The organism is Carboxylicivirga litoralis (assembly GCF_025499605.1).
GTDB classification, from domain to species: Bacteria; Bacteroidota; Bacteroidia; order Bacteroidales; family Marinilabiliaceae; genus Carboxylicivirga; species Carboxylicivirga litoralis.
This window is the reverse complement of the sequence record NZ_JAFMVC010000005.1, coordinates 191,794-208,592: the sequence shown is the minus strand read 5'-3', so window position 1 is coordinate 208,592 and position 16,799 is coordinate 191,794. Positions and strand designations below refer to the sequence as shown.

The following is a 16,799-nucleotide window of genomic DNA, read 5'->3' as shown; positions in this document are numbered from 1 at the left end:
ATGCAGAAGTTACATTCATTCAGGCTTTCTTTATATCAATTCGTAATATTTAATCGTGAATTATATTTACTACTCTTTTTTAACTTTTATGCCCAGGCTCAACAACAGCTTGGGCCGCTCTTCAAAAGCAATGCGTACCACCTTGACATACTCACTCACATAGCGCTGAAGTTCAATCAGTTTCTTGCGTTTCATATCCGTCAAACGTTTCACCTCTCCTTTTGCTTCCAGGCATTGTTCGGCCAGCCTGTTTTGCTCACCAAGCAAAGCTTCCAGTTTCTTTATCTGCTCTTTACCAACATTCACTCCCTGCAAAGTAACGATCCACTCTTTATTATTCAGCAAGTTCGATACAAAGATGCTCATTTGAAACATTAGCTCCTTATTTGTTCGAGCCCTGGCCCCGTTCAGCATCAATGCTTCAGTAGCTTTGGGGTTTTCAGCAAAGGCAATGCGTGCCAACTTCAGGTAACGCATATAATCACGCTTAACTACATTGGCCAGCAAGTTCTTTTTATTATACAACACCTTCTTCTCATTCTCGGCAAGATGCTTTTGACTTTCAATAGCTTCTAAATCTGACTTATGATTATATACAGCTATTAATTGATTTTCATCATAGCCATATTTATTCACTTCATCTTTAATATGGTTTTGTTTTAAACTATTACCAAATAATAGTTCGACACCATATAAATAAGTATTTAATCTATGCTTTGTAAAATGCATTCGCTTTTATAATTTAATCTCTATTAATTAAATACTATTTCTTCGTGATATAGTTAATATTATAAAGATTTGAAAATATTATTTAATTATCCAAATTATTTTTAATCTTTTTTACGAATGTATATATCTATTTAATATTTGTAGTTCAATTATTAGACTATAGATTTTAACACTTAATAAATCGATATATTCATTATTAATATTGATTAATTAAATTAGACAATCGATAAATACATTTATAAAAAAGGTAAAATCTATTAGCAAATACGTATTAATATTAACAAATAGTTGATGACAATATTTTATTAGCAAAATATACCCAATAGGAAATTGAAAGAGCATAAAAAAAGGCAGCTCCAAAACTGAAACTGCCTCATTGATAGGATATTTATAAAATTAACTTTTAACAACTACACCAAATATCTCTAACATTTGTGGTTGATCATCAAAAGCTATTCTAGCTACTGCAAAAAAATCTCTCATCCATTTATCCAAATCAGAAAGAGCTTTATCTTTTACCTGGGTTGCCTGTTGCGATTCCCCTTTCTCACGAATATAGGTAGCACGAAGCATATCCAATTCTTGAATATCGGCTTGTGTCTCGCTAATTTCTTCAATTGTTACCTTTAATCGCTTTAAAGCTTCCTGAATTTCTTCAGAACCTGCAACGGCCATGCAGTATACTCTTACTTTGTCAAGCCAATCGATATAGTTAGCAGGCACTGTACCGTCAACGCCCAGCTTTTGCATCATCAAAGGATTGTTTCGAAATACAACTTTTGCCTTTTTACGCTGCATACGATAACGCTTATCAACTACTGCCTGTTTTTCAGCGAATGCCTGGTAAGCAGATCGTGATTCGTCGGTTTCTTTCTTGTTATTATCAAGGCATTTTTGCGCCTCAGCTTGTAAGGCCTTACCCACCAATAATTCATCGGCTCCATAGCCAAATTCTGCCATGACAGCAGAGGCCTCCTGGTTAGCTTCTAAGTTTATAAAAACTGTTTTACTTCTGTCTACGACTGCTGCGTCGGACAATGAATGATTTTGTTTCATCATAAATTCATGCATTTAATTGCTTAAACATATCACTCTTTCAAAACAGTTATTTTCACCTGATTAAAAATAACAAAAATAACATAACCTATCATTTGCTTTCGATAAAATAATACACATGCTGCAATAGCAAGGTATTACAAGCTGCAATCATGAATAACCATTACGTACATCTTCTATTAATCAGAGAATATTGAAATATCAATAAGACATAAAATAGCCGCTTACTCTATAAATAGTAAGCGGCTATTTTATTTAGTATTTACTCTTTTCTTATTTTATCGCTTATCTGATACTACCCGATAAAGTACTAATCTCTCTATTTCCTTTAAGGTTAGTAATTCGGAAATCACCAGAAACTGAGTTTCCTTTAAGGTTTCCATCAATATTAGAAAGTTCAGCATCTCCCGACACAGTGTTTGACTTAGCATTGCCTTTAACACCATCCAGATTAATGTCACCCGATACTGTATTCGCATAGATATCGCTACCTATCTTACTGGCAACAATATCACCCGATACGGTATTGCATTTTACGCGGCGCTGTCCTACACCTGACACTTTGATATCGCCACTCACACTATTCACATCGGCATCGGTCATAGCGGGCATGGTAATATAAAATTTACCCGAAGCACTACCTCGCGAATTACGTGGATGATCCACTTCTACAATTAGAGTGGTACCCGACTTTCGTGTGATGATTTCATATTCGTCCTTATCACGCTCCCAGGTTACCGAACCGGTTACATGCACACTATTACCAGACGACTGCTCAATAAGTACATCGCTAAACACAACGTTTATTTCAACCTCGGTAATATTCTCGAATGTTTTATCTACTTCCACTTTTCTATCCTGTGCCATTGCCACAAGGGAAAAGCCAATTATTCCTATCAATAAAAATAGCTTCTTCATGTTTTATTTTTTTCAGTTGTCATTAGTATCAAAAGTAGGACGCATTACCAACTCGATTGGTTACAATAGTAGAACTGGGGAATTGTCGAATTGAGAAATTGATGAACTGATAAAATCGAAATGACCAACTCTGAACCGGAAACTCAGAACAAAGAACCCGGAACAGTGAACCCGAAACAGTGAACTTTTCAACCAACTAATCAATCCTTAACTGATAGCCACTTCCATGAATATTGACAATCTCTACGCCTTCTACATCACGCAGGTATTTTCGAAGTTTCGTAATATACACATCCATGCTACGCGTTGTGAAGTAACCTGTTTCGCCCCACACCTGCTTCAGGGCTTTATCACGCGGCAACACTTTGTTTTCATTCTGGCACAATAGCATCAACAAATCTGCTTCTTTAGGCGATAACTTGTGTTCTTCACCATTGAAATGAATGATCCGGAACTCGCTGTTAAAAATAGCTCCTCCAATTTTATATTCAGTCTGAACATCGTCTTGGTGTCGTTTATTACGATTTAGGATGGCCTTAATTTTGCATATCAGTATCTCAGAATCGAATGGCTTGGTAATGTAATCATCGGCCCCGGCACTAAAGCCCTCAAGTACATCCTCCTTCATTACCTTGGCAGTTAAAAAGATAATGGGAATATCAGCATTAATCTCTTTTATCTCTCGTGCAATGGTAAAACCATCAACATTGGGCAACATCACATCCAAAATGCATATATCAAACTGACTCTCCTGAAAACGTTTCACGGCCAACATCCCATCTTTCACCCAGGTGACATCAAACTGATTAATCTCTAAATAAGCCTTCATGACCGTTCCAAAATTGCGGTCGTCTTCAACCATAAAAACTCTGTTGCGTTCTTCCATCGATACTATTTGTAAGGGAGCTGAATAATAAATTCGGTTCCTACATTGACTTTACTTTTTACACTTATATTTCCATGATGTGCATCAATAACCGCTTTAACATAGCTTAATCCTAAACCAAAGCCTTTAACATTATGCACATTACCGCCTGTAGCCCGATAAAACTTCTCGAATATCTTATTTTGCTGCTCACGCGTCATGCCAATACCATTATCTTTAATAGTGATTTGCAATCCACTACTGATATTACTGGTCGAAATTATCACCTCAGGTGTTTCTTTAGCGTACTTCAGTGCATTTTCGAGCAAGTTAACAATCACATTGGCAAAATGTATTTCATCCACTAAAAATACACTTAATTCTGCTTTTAGCGAAGTCAAAATTTTACCGCTGGTTTCGTTAGCCAGCAATTGCATGTTATCAACAGCCCTTAAAATCAGCTCATGCACATCTTTTGAAGCCTTCACCACTGAGAAATCCTTCTTTTCAATCTGCGACATTTGCAACACCCTTTCCACATGACTGTTCATCCGCGAATTTTCCTCTTTTATTATTCGCAGAAAGTTCTTTACATGCTCTTCGTTATTAATAATCGACGGTGTTAAAATACTATCGGTAGCCAGACTAATGGTGGCAATTGGCGTCTTAAACTCATGCGTCATATTATTAATAAAGTCAGTTTTAATTTGCGACACCTTCTTCTGGTTGAGAATAGTACGAATGGTAATAAAAAAGGTAATTAAAATAAACAAGGTGAATATGCCAGATAACGACACCATCAATCCTTGTGATCTAATAAGATAAGATGCCATATCGGGGAAATACATTAACAACTCAAAAGAAGAAAGTCCTCTGAATATATCGTGCGGAAATAATTTTATACGATATGGTGCATGGTCATTTAGCTTTGCCACATTAAATTCAGATGATTGGTATTTGGTCAGTTGCCGCGAAAACTGGTCAAAGACACCAAATTCAAATTGAGTATCAATACCATTCTGATTCAATTCTTCTTTAAGTACCTTATTCAAACGCTCCAAATCAACACGCTGCAGAGGATTGTGCCTAGCCTCAAATTCGCGCTTCATTTGCTGGTAAACCTCCATCATCTGCTGATTACGATTCTGCAAAGCTTCCATTACCACCTCAATGGAATCTTCCATATGAATCATTTTTTCCTCCAGCTCAATCACGTCTATGGCCTCACCCGAGGTACCAATCCACACCTGCTGCTCGGTACCATTGCCACTTACTTCGGCATGCACTTCAATACGAGTACCACCATTGGCAATTACGGTATCTGTTTTGTGATAAATAACTTTGGGCTTGGCTGCATTGACACTATTCTGACGAATAATGGCAATATTACCATTAGCATCTTGTTTATAGGTTGTGTTGCTGCGCGTAGAAGGATGATGCAAAAACTCACGATAGATATATTCAGCACTTTGTTCTTTTTCCAATCTTTGGACAGCATTATCGAGTGAACGATACACCGTAGCCTGGAACTTTTCTTTCTGCACCTTTACCGATTGTTGTATCCACAAATACTGAGCACCGATAATGCCCAATAAGGACAGACTCATCAGTAAAATCAAACCTAGTATAGACTTTCTCTTCATATTACATCAATTACCTTGTAAAGATAAAGCTTTGACACAAAGTGCTGAAACACATTAACGTTTCCTTAACTGTTTTTAACCAGTCCTTAACCGATTTAAAATCAGCTGATTTGTACTTTTGATATTGTAAAATTTGTCTATTGACATCAAATAACATCGTACATAAATTAGTTACTAACTCATAAACATGGAAACTATGAAATCAGGAAGGAAAGCATTGGGATTAATACTCACGGCAGTTTTAATAGCCACGGTAAGCATTACTGCTACAAGTCAGAGCAAAAAGAAAAGTCAAGTAAAAGTTAAAGTCATCAGCAGCGAGGGTGATAAAGTAGTAGAAATGGATACGACTTTTAACCATGATGTTTTTGTTTTTTCATCGGGCGATAAAACCAAAGTTATCAATTTGGATAGTATTATGGAAGCCCATCACCACGACATTGACAAGCACATGCGTGTAATGGCCTTCAAAATGGATTCCTTAAACGAATTTAATTTTGACTTTGATGGTAATATGACGGAAATCCATGAAGAAATGGAACGCATAATGAAAGAAAAAGGCATCGAATGGAAGGAATTCGAAGATATGCACAAAGAACATGGGAATCGAATTATGATTATGCAGAATGGTGAAAACGAATTCGACATTGAAGAGTTTATTAATGAGGATGGCGACCACATAAAAATCATTAAAAAAGAAATATATGAATCATCTGATCACGAGCCTGGCACCAGAACATACGTGATAACATCGGACTCTCACGACAAACCTATGCATTGGAAAGAGAAACATGCGCATAAAACAACCGTCAGCGTTGAGTCTATTCCTCTGGAAGATATTGCTTTTCTGAAAAAAATTGGCCTTTCGCAAAAGAAGATTATGTCGGAACAAATTAAGTTAGAAGAACTTCAAGTAAAAATAGAGAAAATTATAGAGGACGAGAAGCTTCAAACCTTGATGCATATAGAATGTGAATTACCTGAAGGAACTTACCACCTTGAAATGTTTAACCAGGAAGGCAATAAAGTGAAAGAAGAAAAAGAGATTAAAGCAGGTCCAATGAAACAAGAATTTGAGCTTAAAAAAGAAGAGGCTCCATATTATTTGATTTTATCTAAAAACAATCAATTCTTCGGCAGAAAGGTTGTCTTATAACAAAAATTTATGTTGTAAAGTTGGCGGGTGTCTTCATTGTAAGGCATCCGCTTTTTGTTTTTCCACTTTTTGCTTTCAATTCCACATTATGGACACCTCTTGTTGCATCCAAATAGCTTTATCACTGAACTACTGCACATTACATTTTTTGGCAAAGCAATTGATTAAGCATTGTCAAAATTACAATAATAATGTTGACTGTTGAAATTATCGGTGTTATCACATGCTTTTGCTACATCTGGTTTATCATCGATAAATATTTGATTGCAGATAGAAAAGATTTTTAAGAAATATTTGATTGGCGCTTTATTACGGTAGCTTTTAAAGTAGAGCCAATCAGTAGTTTGGGTGTTTATAATAAAAAAGCTCCTTATCAACGGATAAGGAGCTTTTTTTTGCTGTATAGAATTCTTAAATAATCGTTATAGACGTTTCTTCGACCCAACCTACTGTACCGTCGGCAATTTGTATCTCTTTCCAATGTCCTAAGGTACTTACTATTTCAACCTTTGTTCCTTCATGCAAAATAAATATCTCAGTACCACTTGCATCCGGCGAACTCTTTACCGTAAGTGATGGACTAAATACAATGGCATGGTTTCGATTAACGAGCTTCGACTTTTGTCGATAACTAAATGTAAGCGTAACCATTGTTCCCAATAGCAAACCTACGCCTAAATAGAAACCTGCCTTTTTAAGAAACGCTGAATTTGTAAAAAAGAACAGAGCGGCCATAACAAGCGTTAAAAGGAAACATGCAACACCTATAAATGCCCAGGTGTCTGAGGTTGTCTTATTCCTAAAATCAATTACCCATTTACTCAAAAAGAAATTATCTACGGACTCTATTTTATCCGTTGTTTGCGAATAGGCCAACTCTAGGTTATACTTAATATCTTTATCGTGTGGCTTTAATAGCAAAGCACGCTCATAATTAAGAATGGCATTAGCTAACTCCCCATTTTTATAATAAGCATTTCCCAAATTAAAATAAAGAGAACCACTTTCTACTCCGGTCGATAATATCCCTTTATAAGTATCGATTGCCGTTTGAAAATTCCCATCGCTATACTGCTGATTGCCTTCTTCAAAACGTTCATCTTGCGCATGTGCAACTCCAAACGACAAACAGGCAATAAATAATATAATCAGTTGCTTCATTTTTACCTTTTTATTTGATTTTCAAGCTTACTAATGGTGGCAATTGTTTGGTTGTACAATTTATCCATTTCGCCAGTACCCGATGCCGGTGCATAGCGAGCAAACTCACATGTATCCAATATATTCATTATCTCACTAATAACTTCTTCTGAAGCATTAGACTTGGCCAATATTTCACCTGCATTATCTTTTGATAATTCGCTTAAGGGTAGACTCAACTTATCGCTTAAATACCCCCAAAGTGCTCTTAGCACCTCTTCATAAAATGCCTCTTTCTCATTTGACTTCAGGAATTGAGCAGATTTTTTTAAGCGCTTAATAGCTACTTTATTGGCCTTTTTGGTTCTCATTAGGGTAACATTAGCATTATCCTTAATTCGTTTCTGATTAATAATGAATATGAGAATAAACAATGACAATGGCACCAATAATGCGATATAGTAGGCCAAACTACCAATAAAGAATGTTCCAATCGGTTTTAAAGTAATTTTACCGGTTTTGATAAAGCGAATATCTTTTCCAATAAACTTTACATTTTCCTTACTTACACTCGAGCGAATAACACCACTTGTTACGTCATCAGTACCTTCACCCTTCTCTACATTTATGGTTAAGGGACCAGACTCGGATGTTTCATATCTACCCGTTTTTGGATTAAAATAAGCAAACTTAATAGAAGGAATGGTGAACTCACCAGCATGACGAGGAATCATAAGGTATTCGTATGTCTTAGAACCCGTCATTCCCCTGGCTGTATTACTAATACTATTCGAAATTTTAGCATCAAAATCATCAAAATCAGCTGGAAACTTAATCTGCGGTTCTTCTATAAATTTATGGTTCCCTGTTCCGCTAACAACCACCTTTAAGGTCACTCCGTCATTAACCGAAACATCATTTTTATTAACGCTGGCTTTCATGTTTAGTTGTCCAACTCCACCGGTATATCCTTCTGGTCGTCCTGAAGGCAATGGTTTTACATTAAGCGTTATGGCTTTTGAACGAACTTTCTTTTTAACTGTTCGATAGTTGGACTCAAAGAAATCATCGAATATGCTTCGTGAACGGCTGCGTGCCACCCGTTGACGAACAAGAAACTCAATTTCGGTAGGCTCAATTTTAAGCTGACCGGACTTCTGTGGAAAAAGTAGCTTTTGCTCATATGTATTGACGTTATACGTGCGTCCATTGACATTTTCCATCGTCCACGAATTTCCATTCTGACCTTGTAATGACTGCGCAATAAAAGCAGATAACTCAGGCTGTTTAATATCCGAAATACTTTCTAGCTGTACCTTCGTATAAATTTTTGTTATCAAAACCAGTGACTCACCTTGATATAAGTTCTTTTTAGATGGAGTAACTGTAATAAATAAATCATCATCGCTCGGCGCACTTCCTGCTGCCTGGCTTTCCTGATTTTGCTGTTGGGCTTGCGCCTCACCCTTGACCACTTTAATACTCAGGGCGTTTGAACTGACTTTTTCATCGTCTACCTTAATCGTAGCAGGAGGAATGGTAAATTGCCCTTCTTTCAGCCCCTTGAGAATAAAAGTATAAGTATAAGAAGTTTCCCTGGTAACCTTTCCATTAATAATTGAGGTACTATTTGAATAAGATGTACTTGGTCCCATCAGAATCTGAAAGTCCTGCAATGCAGGAAGCCGAATATCACTTCCTTCCTTGTTTAAGGTGTATTGTAACTGAAATTTATCACCAACTACAACTGCTGATTGGGTACGAGCTGTAAAACTAACATCTTGCGCATTGGCCGATAACAAACCAAGCGATAGCAGTAATAGGTTAAGTATAAAAAGTCGCATATATATTAAGTATTAAGTATCAAGATAAAAAAGAACAAGATTATTTACAGCATGCTATTCTTCTTGTATCTAATATCTTTTGTCTTACATCTAAATTAAACTACAAAAATAGAACTTCTACCAGTTTTTCTCCGTTTTTGTTTGCTTAGCAGCTTTTGCTTTTTGCAATTTCTTCTGCAACTCATTCTCATCCTGCTGAATAGCATTCAACAAACGCTGTGCATCTTCTTTCGACATCTGTTCTTCTGGCTGCTGTTGTTGTTTTTGTTGCTGATTCTGTTGTTGATCCTGATTTTGTTCCTGCTGTTGATCTTTATTTTGCTCTTGCTGCTGTTGCTCCTGATTCTTTTGCTGTTGCTCTTTATTCTGCTCTTGCTGCTGTTCCTGATCTTTATTCTGATCCTGGTTTTGCTGATCTTGCTGTTGTTGTTGCAACATTTTTTGGGCGGCTATCAGGTTATAGCGCGTATCATGATCTTCAGGATTATTACGCAAAGCATTTTTATAGGCCTCAATACTTTCCTGATATTTCTGCATGGCAAAATAACTATTACCAATATTATGGTACACTTCAGATAAGCGTTGCGGATCAGTTTCAACACCTGCTAAAATTTGGAACTGGTCTATGGCATTATTGTATTTCTCTTGTTTATACAAGGCATCTCCAAGGTTAAATTGCCCTTCAAATGAATCGCCTGTCTTATCCAAGGCTTTGCGGTATTCAATTTCCGACTCTAAATAGGCAGAATCGGTAAAATGACTGTTACCACTGCGAATAAAACGGCGTTCATCCTGAGCATTAACATTAACAAGACTAAACAAAAACGCCGATAGTAATAGTATGTATTTAAATTTCATCATAATCACAAATCCTTACTTATTTTCCTCCTCTTTCACTTCAAATATATTGATGTGCTTTAAGCGACGGTTTTTTCGCTCCAAAATCAGAAATTCAATAATTATCAACAATAAGGCCAAAGCTGCAAAATACTGGAACTGATCGTCGTAATCAGTATAAACCTTAGCTTCTAATTCCGACTTTTCCAATTCACTCAACTCATCCACCAAATTATTGATACCATTGCGAATATTATTAGCCGGAATATATGCCCCATTACCAGTTATTGCAATTTTTTGCAAAGTCTGTTCATCCAATTTTGAAATGACCACATTACCATCGCGATCCTTCATAAAATCATTACTACGACCTCCAACAACAGGTATTGGTGCTCCTTTGGGCAATCCCATACCCACAGTATATATCTTAATGCCTTTTTCGGCCGCTGCACTTGCCGCAGCAATCGGGTCATCTTCGTGGTTCTCACCATCAGTAATCACTATAATTGCACGGTTAACATCTTCCTGCGTTGTAAAAGAAGATATTCCTTTGTCGATCGCCGCCCCAATAGCCGTTCCTTGTGTGCCTACAATATCTGTGTTGATTGAATTAAGAAACATCTTAGCAGATGCATAATCAGTGGTTATTGGTAGTTGCACATAGGCCTCTCCGGCAAATACAATAAAGCCAACACGATCGTTTTGAAGCTTATCAACCAGACGAGAAATTGCTCTTTTCGCTCTGTCCAGTCGATTGGGCTCAATATCCTGTGCCATCATACTATTAGAAACGTCTAAAGCTACTATAAGCTCAATACCTTTACGTTTCACTGTTTGCAATTTGCTTCCATACTGAGGACCAGCTATAGTAATAATCAACAACACAAAGGCAAATAACATGATGTAAAACTTGATGGTTGGTCGCTTAAATGACACATTGGGCATTAGGTCGTTAATCAACTCTGCACTCCCAAATTCCTCCAACGCTTTCTTACGCCTTTTGGCAAGATACAAGTGTACAAATGCCAGAACCGGAATGAGCACCAGTAAGTAAAGAGCATCAGGATGTTCAAATCTGAATATATTCATTATAAATTCTTTAGGTCAATAGTTTATTAAGTTTATCAGTTATTAGAAAACCATTACGGTAAATTTCTAAACACCGTACTCCTCAAATAAATCTCCATCAATAAAAACAGGCAGGCAAAGGCTGCGAACCACCAATATTCCTCTTTACGCTTCGTATATTCACGCACTTCTATTCGCGTTTTTTCTAACTGGTCGATCTCCTGGTAGATTTCATCCAGTTTAGCCTTGTCGGTGGCACGGAAATACTTTCCATCAGTCATATCAGCAATGCCCTGTAGCAATTCTTCATCAATCTTCACCTCCATCTGCTGGTACTGTTTTCCAAAAACTGTTTGCATCGGGTATGGTGCCATTCCATTAGTACCCACACCAATTGTGTAAACGCGAACACCAAAAGTCTTGGCTATTTCAGCAGCTGTCATTGGGGCAATTTCTCCCCGGTTATTTTCTCCGTCGGTTAACAGGATAATAACCTTACTCTTTGCTTCACTATCTTTAATACGTTGCACTGCTGTTGCTAATCCCATACCAATGGCAGTGCCATCTTCAAGAAGACCTAACTTAATATCCCTAAACAGGTTTTGAAGCACATTATGATCAGTTGTTAACGGACATTGCGTAAAACTCTCTGCTGCATAAATTACCAAACCAATTTTATCATTAGGCCGTCCTTTAATAAACTCAGCTGCCACATCTTTAGCTGCTTCAAGCCTGTTTGGTTTAAAATCTTCGGCCATCATACTCCCCGAAATATCGAGCGCCATCATAATATCGATCCCTTCTGTAATTTCGTTGCGGAAACTATTGCTCGATTGCGGTCTGGCCAGCACGGTGATAAGCAACATAATGCTCAACACTCGAAAAGCAAACAACAGATGACGCAAATACACTTTATTAGATTTTGGTGCTTTTGCGAACCCTTTAAGTGTGGAAATTTTAAGCGAGGCTTGCATTCCCTTTTGCTTCCATACATACCAGGCAATATAGGCCGGTACGATAAGTAGAAGCCAGAAAAACAAAGGTTGTGCAAATGTTATATCGTTAATCATTATTCAATGCTATTTTATTCAGTAACTGCTTCGTTTTCTTCCTTTTTAAGCATCTCTGCCTTTTCCTCTTCCAATGATTTAATTTCCTCTTCTTTAGTTTGGTTCACAAAGAAATAGGCATTTATCATACTCAAATCATTCTCATCAGGCAGCGGCTCGTGCTTAGCAAATTTCACCAGGTCGGCTGTCATTAAAATCTGCTTGAGGTTATCAATCGATTTCACGCCCGACACATCAACACCTTTAAACGAATCCATAATCTCATCTGTGGTTTGCTCCATCGCACGAATCTCGAAACGCTCTTCTATATAATGACGTAAAGTATCCGTCACTCCAGAGTAATACTCCTTAACACGATTATGTTGCCAAAGCTTTTCTTCCTTAATCTTACCAAGCGCCTCCAATGCCTTTTCATGCGGTGGGATAATTGGCTCCTCTTTTTTGAAAATCTTTACAGGCACATCCTTACCAAAATATTTGAGCGCCACAAAAGTAACAATACCAGCCAAAGCCAGTAAGCCCAATACCCAAGGCAGATATTTGTATAGTTCCGACAAATGAAACGGTGTTTCCTGCGGCTTTTTTATATCCACAATTCCCTTCTGCGGATCCACTTCTTCGAATGGATTGACCACCATCAAAGCCATTGGTTCGGTTTGTAAAATAGCCCCCAGTTTCTGACTGGCTTCTTCAAATACAATTGGTGGAATATAATGTAACCCGCTATCAAACGAGGTGATTCTGAAATTTTGCTCGATCAGGAAACGTCCGTTATCACGACTAAGTGTATCCAACTCATTAAATCGAACAATTTCGATATTCCTTGTAATTGTATCTGTCAATAATGGAAAAGATAGTTCTAAATCCTGCGGTTGGCTTAATTGCAGCTTTAAATCAATTTGCCCACCGATAAAAATGACTGTAGAATCCATCTGGGCAGAAACCGTAACATCCTGACCAAATGATGAGAAACTACACATCATCAAACCGATGACCAACATTGCGTTTCTAAGCCAAGTTATATATGTATCTATTTTCATTATATGCGTTTTTTAAACAAGGATATCAGCGCCTTAACGTAATCTTCATCCGTTCTTACCGACACATTATCCACTCCGCATTTGCTAAATAAGCGTCGTGTTGCTTCATTTGTTTCGTGCCACCATTTACCGTAAGCCTCACGAACGGCACGATTGGATGTGTCGGCCCAATAATATTCACCGGTTTCAGCATCCTTTAGCTTTATCATTCCAATATTAGGAATTTCCGTTTCGCGCTTATCAAACACCTTTAAAGCCACAACATCATGCTTTTGATTGGCAATCTTCAAAGCATCTTCAAAATTATCATCGATAAAGTCAGATACTATAAAAGCGGTGCATCGCTTTTTAATGGCATTAGTCAGGTATTTCAATGCCTCTGAAATATTGGTTTCGCGATGTTCGGGCGTAAAGGTGATAAACTCGCGAATAATATGCAGAATATGCTTCCGTCCCTTCTTAGGTGGAATAAACTTCTCTATTCTGTCGCTAAAGAAAATAACGCCAATCTTATCGTTATTTTGAATGGCTGAAAACGCTAAAACAGCAGCAATTTCGGTTATAACATTCTTCTTGTACTTATAAGATGTACCAAACTCACGCGAACCCGACACATCAATCATCAACAGAACTGTTAGCTCACGTTCTTCTTCAAACACCTTGATATAGGGGTGATTAAAACGTGCCGTTACGTTCCAGTCAATATTACGTATATCGTCGCCATACTGATATTCACGCACCTCGCTAAAGGTCATACCCCGCCCCTTAAACGCCGAGTGATACTCACCGGCAAATATATTGGCCGAGAGCCCACGCGTTTTAATCTCTATCTGGCGTACTTTTTTTAATAAATCAGTTGCTTCCAATCTAATTAGTTTAGATGTTATACAAAAAATCTCTGTTTGTAAAGGAAGCTAATAGCTTTTAGCTAATAGCCAACAGCTATGGTTTAAGGTACTTCAACCTGGTTAAGAATTTCGCTGATAATCTCTTCTGATGTGACATTATTAGCCTCAGCTTCGTATGATAAACCAATACGGTGGCGTAAAACATCATGACAAATGGCACGAACATCCTCCGGAATAACATATCCACGACGTTTAATAAAGGCAAAAGCTTTTGACGCCATCGATAAGCTAATACTTGCACGAGGAGACGCTCCATAAGAAATCATGTCTTTAAACTTCTCTAAACCGTATTGCTCAGGATAACGTGTCGCAAATGTGATATCAACAATATACTTTTCTATTTTCTCATCCATGTACACATCTTTCACAACCTGACGAGCGCGAATAATATCTTCTGGCTTAAGAATGGTTGATGCTTTTGGAAAAGTCTTAGCCAGATTATGACGAATAATCATCTGCTCTTCGTCTTTCTTTGGATAGTCTAACACCAGCTTCAACATAAAACGGTCAACCTGTGCTTCAGGCAGCGGATATGTTCCCTCCTGCTCAATCGGGTTTTGCGTCGCCATTACTAAGAAAGGCTCTTCCAAAGGGTATGTTGTTTCACCAATAGTTACCTGACGTTCCTGCATGGCTTCTAGTAAGGCACTCTGCACTTTAGCCGGGGCACGGTTAATCTCATCGGCCAACACAAAATTGGTAAAGATAGGCCCTTGTTTTACGATGAATTCTTCTTTCTTCTGACTGTAAATCATGGTACCTAATAAGTCGGCAGGCAATAAGTCGGGTGTAAACTGAATGCGCGAAAACTTAGCATCGACAATGGTTGCCAGTGTATTAATCGCTAAAGTCTTTGCTAATCCCGGAACACCTTCCAACAAGATATGACCATCAGACAATAAGCCAATTAGCAGCCCTTCTACCAAATGCTTCTGACCAACAATTACTTTATTCATCTCCATTGTCAATAAGTCAACAAAAGAGCTTTCTTCCTTAATGCGTTCGTTTATCGCTTTAATATCTACGGATTGTTCCATGGTTTGTATTTTATTGTTTTTTATTCTTTTCGCTTTAAATTCTTGTTTGTTTTATTCAAAAAAACAAAATCTTCATCTATTGAAAGATTTCAGGTTCGTTAATTTTTGTTAAGCCAAAACAACTTTAACTATCCTTTAACGATTATTATTGTCAAATATTAACAATCGAAACACAACGATTATTTTGTGCCAAGAACAAAAATAACACGATTTTTAAGACTATCCATACAAATTAGGGTGAAGACAACTACTTAATAAAAGTGTGTGGGATTTATCATTGTCGTTTTAAGAAAATATTAACATTTTAGCAACTCAGATAAATGCTTTTGTAATCAGATTTGCCGATAAACAATAGATTAAATGTATTATTTTTCTCTTCATACCCATTCCAATTTTTGTGATGGAAAAACATCAATTGAAGCAATTTGTGAGACAGCGATAAAAAAGGGTCTTCAAACGCTTGGATTTAGTAGTCACGCACCTGTGCCTTTTGAAACCAAATGGGCGATGCATTTCCAAAATCTGGAACCCTACGTAGCCGAGGTAAAGCGCTGCAAAGAAAAGTTTAGCGAACAACTTGAAATATATCGGTCATTAGAGGCCGATTTTATTGCTCACAACCGCAGTGTTCCTTTTGATGTATGGCGACAACTGGGGCAACTGGACTACATTATAGGTTCAGTACATCTGGTTTCCAATCCCGAAAAAGAAAATGCCATCTGGTTTCTGGACGGTCCGGCTGAGAACTACGAAATTGGATTAAATGAATGTTTCGATGGTGACATCAGGCAAGGTGTTAGAAGTTATTACAGGCAAATACAGGAAATGATCATCACTCAAAAACCCGATATGATTGCACACATAGATAAAGTGGTGATGAATAACAAGGGGCGCTTCTTTTCAGAAAAGGATGATTGGTACCAGTCTATTTTGGAACAGACATTGAAAGTGATTGCTAAAGCCGGAACGGTTATCGAAGTCAATACACGTGGAATATACCGAGGAAAATACCACACTTATTTTCCTAATGAAAATATTATTAAACGTTGTGTCGAATTGGGCATTCCATTAACCGTTTCGGTTGATGCTCACCACCCGGGTGAACTAACTTCGGAATTTGAAAGTGCTTTAAAAGCCATTAGACAGGCAGGTGGAAAATCGATTAGCATTTTTACCAAGAACGGCTGGAAACAAAAAGCAATTGATGCTGTTATTTCATAAACTAAAAGAATTGATAATAAACTAAACGATAAAAAATGTTTGACGATAACGATTTTGTTTGCCGCCACATGCAACTAACTAAAGCCGATATCATTAAAGTAATCCGTGATAAAAACATCACCTCCTTTGAAGATCTCCAGGACGAAACCGACGTTGCTACAATTTGTGGCAGCTGTGTAGCTGATATTGAAGAGATTTTAGAAGATGAAATTGCTAAGCGGGAACTATGAATAATGATGAATCGATAAATTGGGGAATCGGTTAATT

At 37.4% G+C, this 16,799-nt stretch carries 16 protein-coding genes; 3 read left to right on the top strand and 13 right to left on the bottom strand.

Annotation, left to right across the window (positions count from 1 at the left end; all coding sequences use genetic code 11):
• Window positions 1-69: 69 nt before the first annotated feature.
• From J1N10_RS07275 to J1N10_RS07255, 5 genes are all read right to left on the bottom strand, one after another.
• Window positions 70-729, bottom strand: a complete 660-nt coding sequence (locus J1N10_RS07275) for a hypothetical protein (RefSeq protein ID WP_262326030.1) — start codon at window positions 727-729, stop codon at window positions 70-72.
• A gap of 396 nt (window positions 730-1,125) precedes the next feature.
• A complete protein-coding gene (locus J1N10_RS07270) occupies window positions 1,126-1,788 on the bottom strand; it encodes a hypothetical protein (RefSeq protein ID WP_262326029.1) in 663 nt (220 codons plus the stop codon).
• A 282-nt stretch (window positions 1,789-2,070) separates the two neighbouring features.
• The gene (locus J1N10_RS07265) at window positions 2,071-2,703 is read right to left on the bottom strand and encodes a DUF4097 domain-containing protein (RefSeq protein WP_262326028.1); all 633 of its coding nucleotides are present in this window, start codon (window positions 2,701-2,703) and stop codon (window positions 2,071-2,073) included.
• A 196-nt stretch (window positions 2,704-2,899) separates the two neighbouring features.
• On the bottom strand, window positions 2,900-3,589 hold the full coding sequence (locus J1N10_RS07260; protein ID WP_262326027.1) for a response regulator transcription factor: 690 nt from the start codon (window positions 3,587-3,589) through the stop codon (window positions 2,900-2,902).
• A 5-nt stretch (window positions 3,590-3,594) separates the two neighbouring features.
• On the bottom strand, window positions 3,595-5,211 hold the full coding sequence (locus tag J1N10_RS07255) for a sensor histidine kinase (protein WP_262326026.1): 1,617 nt from the start codon (window positions 5,209-5,211) through the stop codon (window positions 3,595-3,597).
• Window positions 5,212-5,407: 196 nt separating this feature from the next.
• On the opposite strand from J1N10_RS07255, the gene J1N10_RS07250 reads away from it, so the two are divergent.
• A complete protein-coding gene (locus J1N10_RS07250) occupies window positions 5,408-6,367 on the top strand; it encodes a hypothetical protein (protein WP_262326025.1) in 960 nt (319 codons plus the stop codon).
• A 411-nt stretch (window positions 6,368-6,778) separates the two neighbouring features.
• On the opposite strand, the gene J1N10_RS07245 is transcribed toward J1N10_RS07250, so the two are convergent.
• The 8 genes from J1N10_RS07245 to J1N10_RS07210 form a co-directional block, all read right to left on the bottom strand.
• On the bottom strand, window positions 6,779-7,528 hold the full coding sequence (locus tag J1N10_RS07245; RefSeq protein WP_262326024.1) for a tetratricopeptide repeat protein: 750 nt from the start codon (window positions 7,526-7,528) through the stop codon (window positions 6,779-6,781).
• A gap of 2 nt (window positions 7,529-7,530) precedes the next feature.
• The gene (locus J1N10_RS07240; RefSeq protein ID WP_262326023.1) at window positions 7,531-9,351 is read right to left on the bottom strand and encodes a BatD family protein; all 1,821 of its coding nucleotides are present in this window, start codon (window positions 9,349-9,351) and stop codon (window positions 7,531-7,533) included.
• A 117-nt stretch (window positions 9,352-9,468) separates the two neighbouring features.
• Window positions 9,469-10,212 (bottom strand): tetratricopeptide repeat protein, encoded by a 744-nt coding sequence (locus tag J1N10_RS07235; protein ID WP_262326022.1) that lies wholly within the window; start codon window positions 10,210-10,212, stop codon window positions 9,469-9,471.
• 12 nt (window positions 10,213-10,224) lie between these two features.
• A complete protein-coding gene (locus J1N10_RS07230; RefSeq protein WP_262326021.1) occupies window positions 10,225-11,277 on the bottom strand; it encodes a vWA domain-containing protein in 1,053 nt (350 codons plus the stop codon).
• A 53-nt stretch (window positions 11,278-11,330) separates the two neighbouring features.
• On the bottom strand, window positions 11,331-12,326 hold the full coding sequence (locus tag J1N10_RS07225) for a vWA domain-containing protein (protein WP_262326020.1): 996 nt from the start codon (window positions 12,324-12,326) through the stop codon (window positions 11,331-11,333).
• A gap of 14 nt (window positions 12,327-12,340) precedes the next feature.
• The gene (locus J1N10_RS07220) at window positions 12,341-13,366 is read right to left on the bottom strand and encodes a hypothetical protein (RefSeq protein WP_262326019.1); all 1,026 of its coding nucleotides are present in this window, start codon (window positions 13,364-13,366) and stop codon (window positions 12,341-12,343) included.
• On the bottom strand, window positions 13,366-14,232 hold the full coding sequence (locus J1N10_RS07215; RefSeq protein WP_262326018.1) for a DUF58 domain-containing protein: 867 nt from the start codon (window positions 14,230-14,232) through the stop codon (window positions 13,366-13,368). The genes J1N10_RS07220 and J1N10_RS07215 overlap by 1 nt, the downstream gene beginning before the upstream one ends.
• An 83-nt stretch (window positions 14,233-14,315) precedes the next feature.
• Window positions 14,316-15,311 carry an AAA family ATPase gene (locus tag J1N10_RS07210; RefSeq protein WP_262326017.1) on the bottom strand — a complete coding sequence of 332 codons (996 nt, stop codon included), beginning with the start codon at window positions 15,309-15,311 and terminating at the stop codon, window positions 14,316-14,318.
• A gap of 360 nt (window positions 15,312-15,671) precedes the next feature.
• Between J1N10_RS07210 and J1N10_RS07205 the strand changes: the two genes are divergently transcribed.
• A complete protein-coding gene (locus J1N10_RS07205) occupies window positions 15,672-16,532 on the top strand; it encodes a histidinol-phosphatase (RefSeq protein ID WP_262326016.1) in 861 nt (286 codons plus the stop codon).
• A 35-nt stretch (window positions 16,533-16,567) separates the two neighbouring features.
• A complete protein-coding gene (locus J1N10_RS07200; RefSeq protein ID WP_262326015.1) occupies window positions 16,568-16,762 on the top strand; it encodes a (2Fe-2S)-binding protein in 195 nt (64 codons plus the stop codon).
• The last annotated feature ends 37 nt before the right edge of the window (window positions 16,763-16,799 follow it).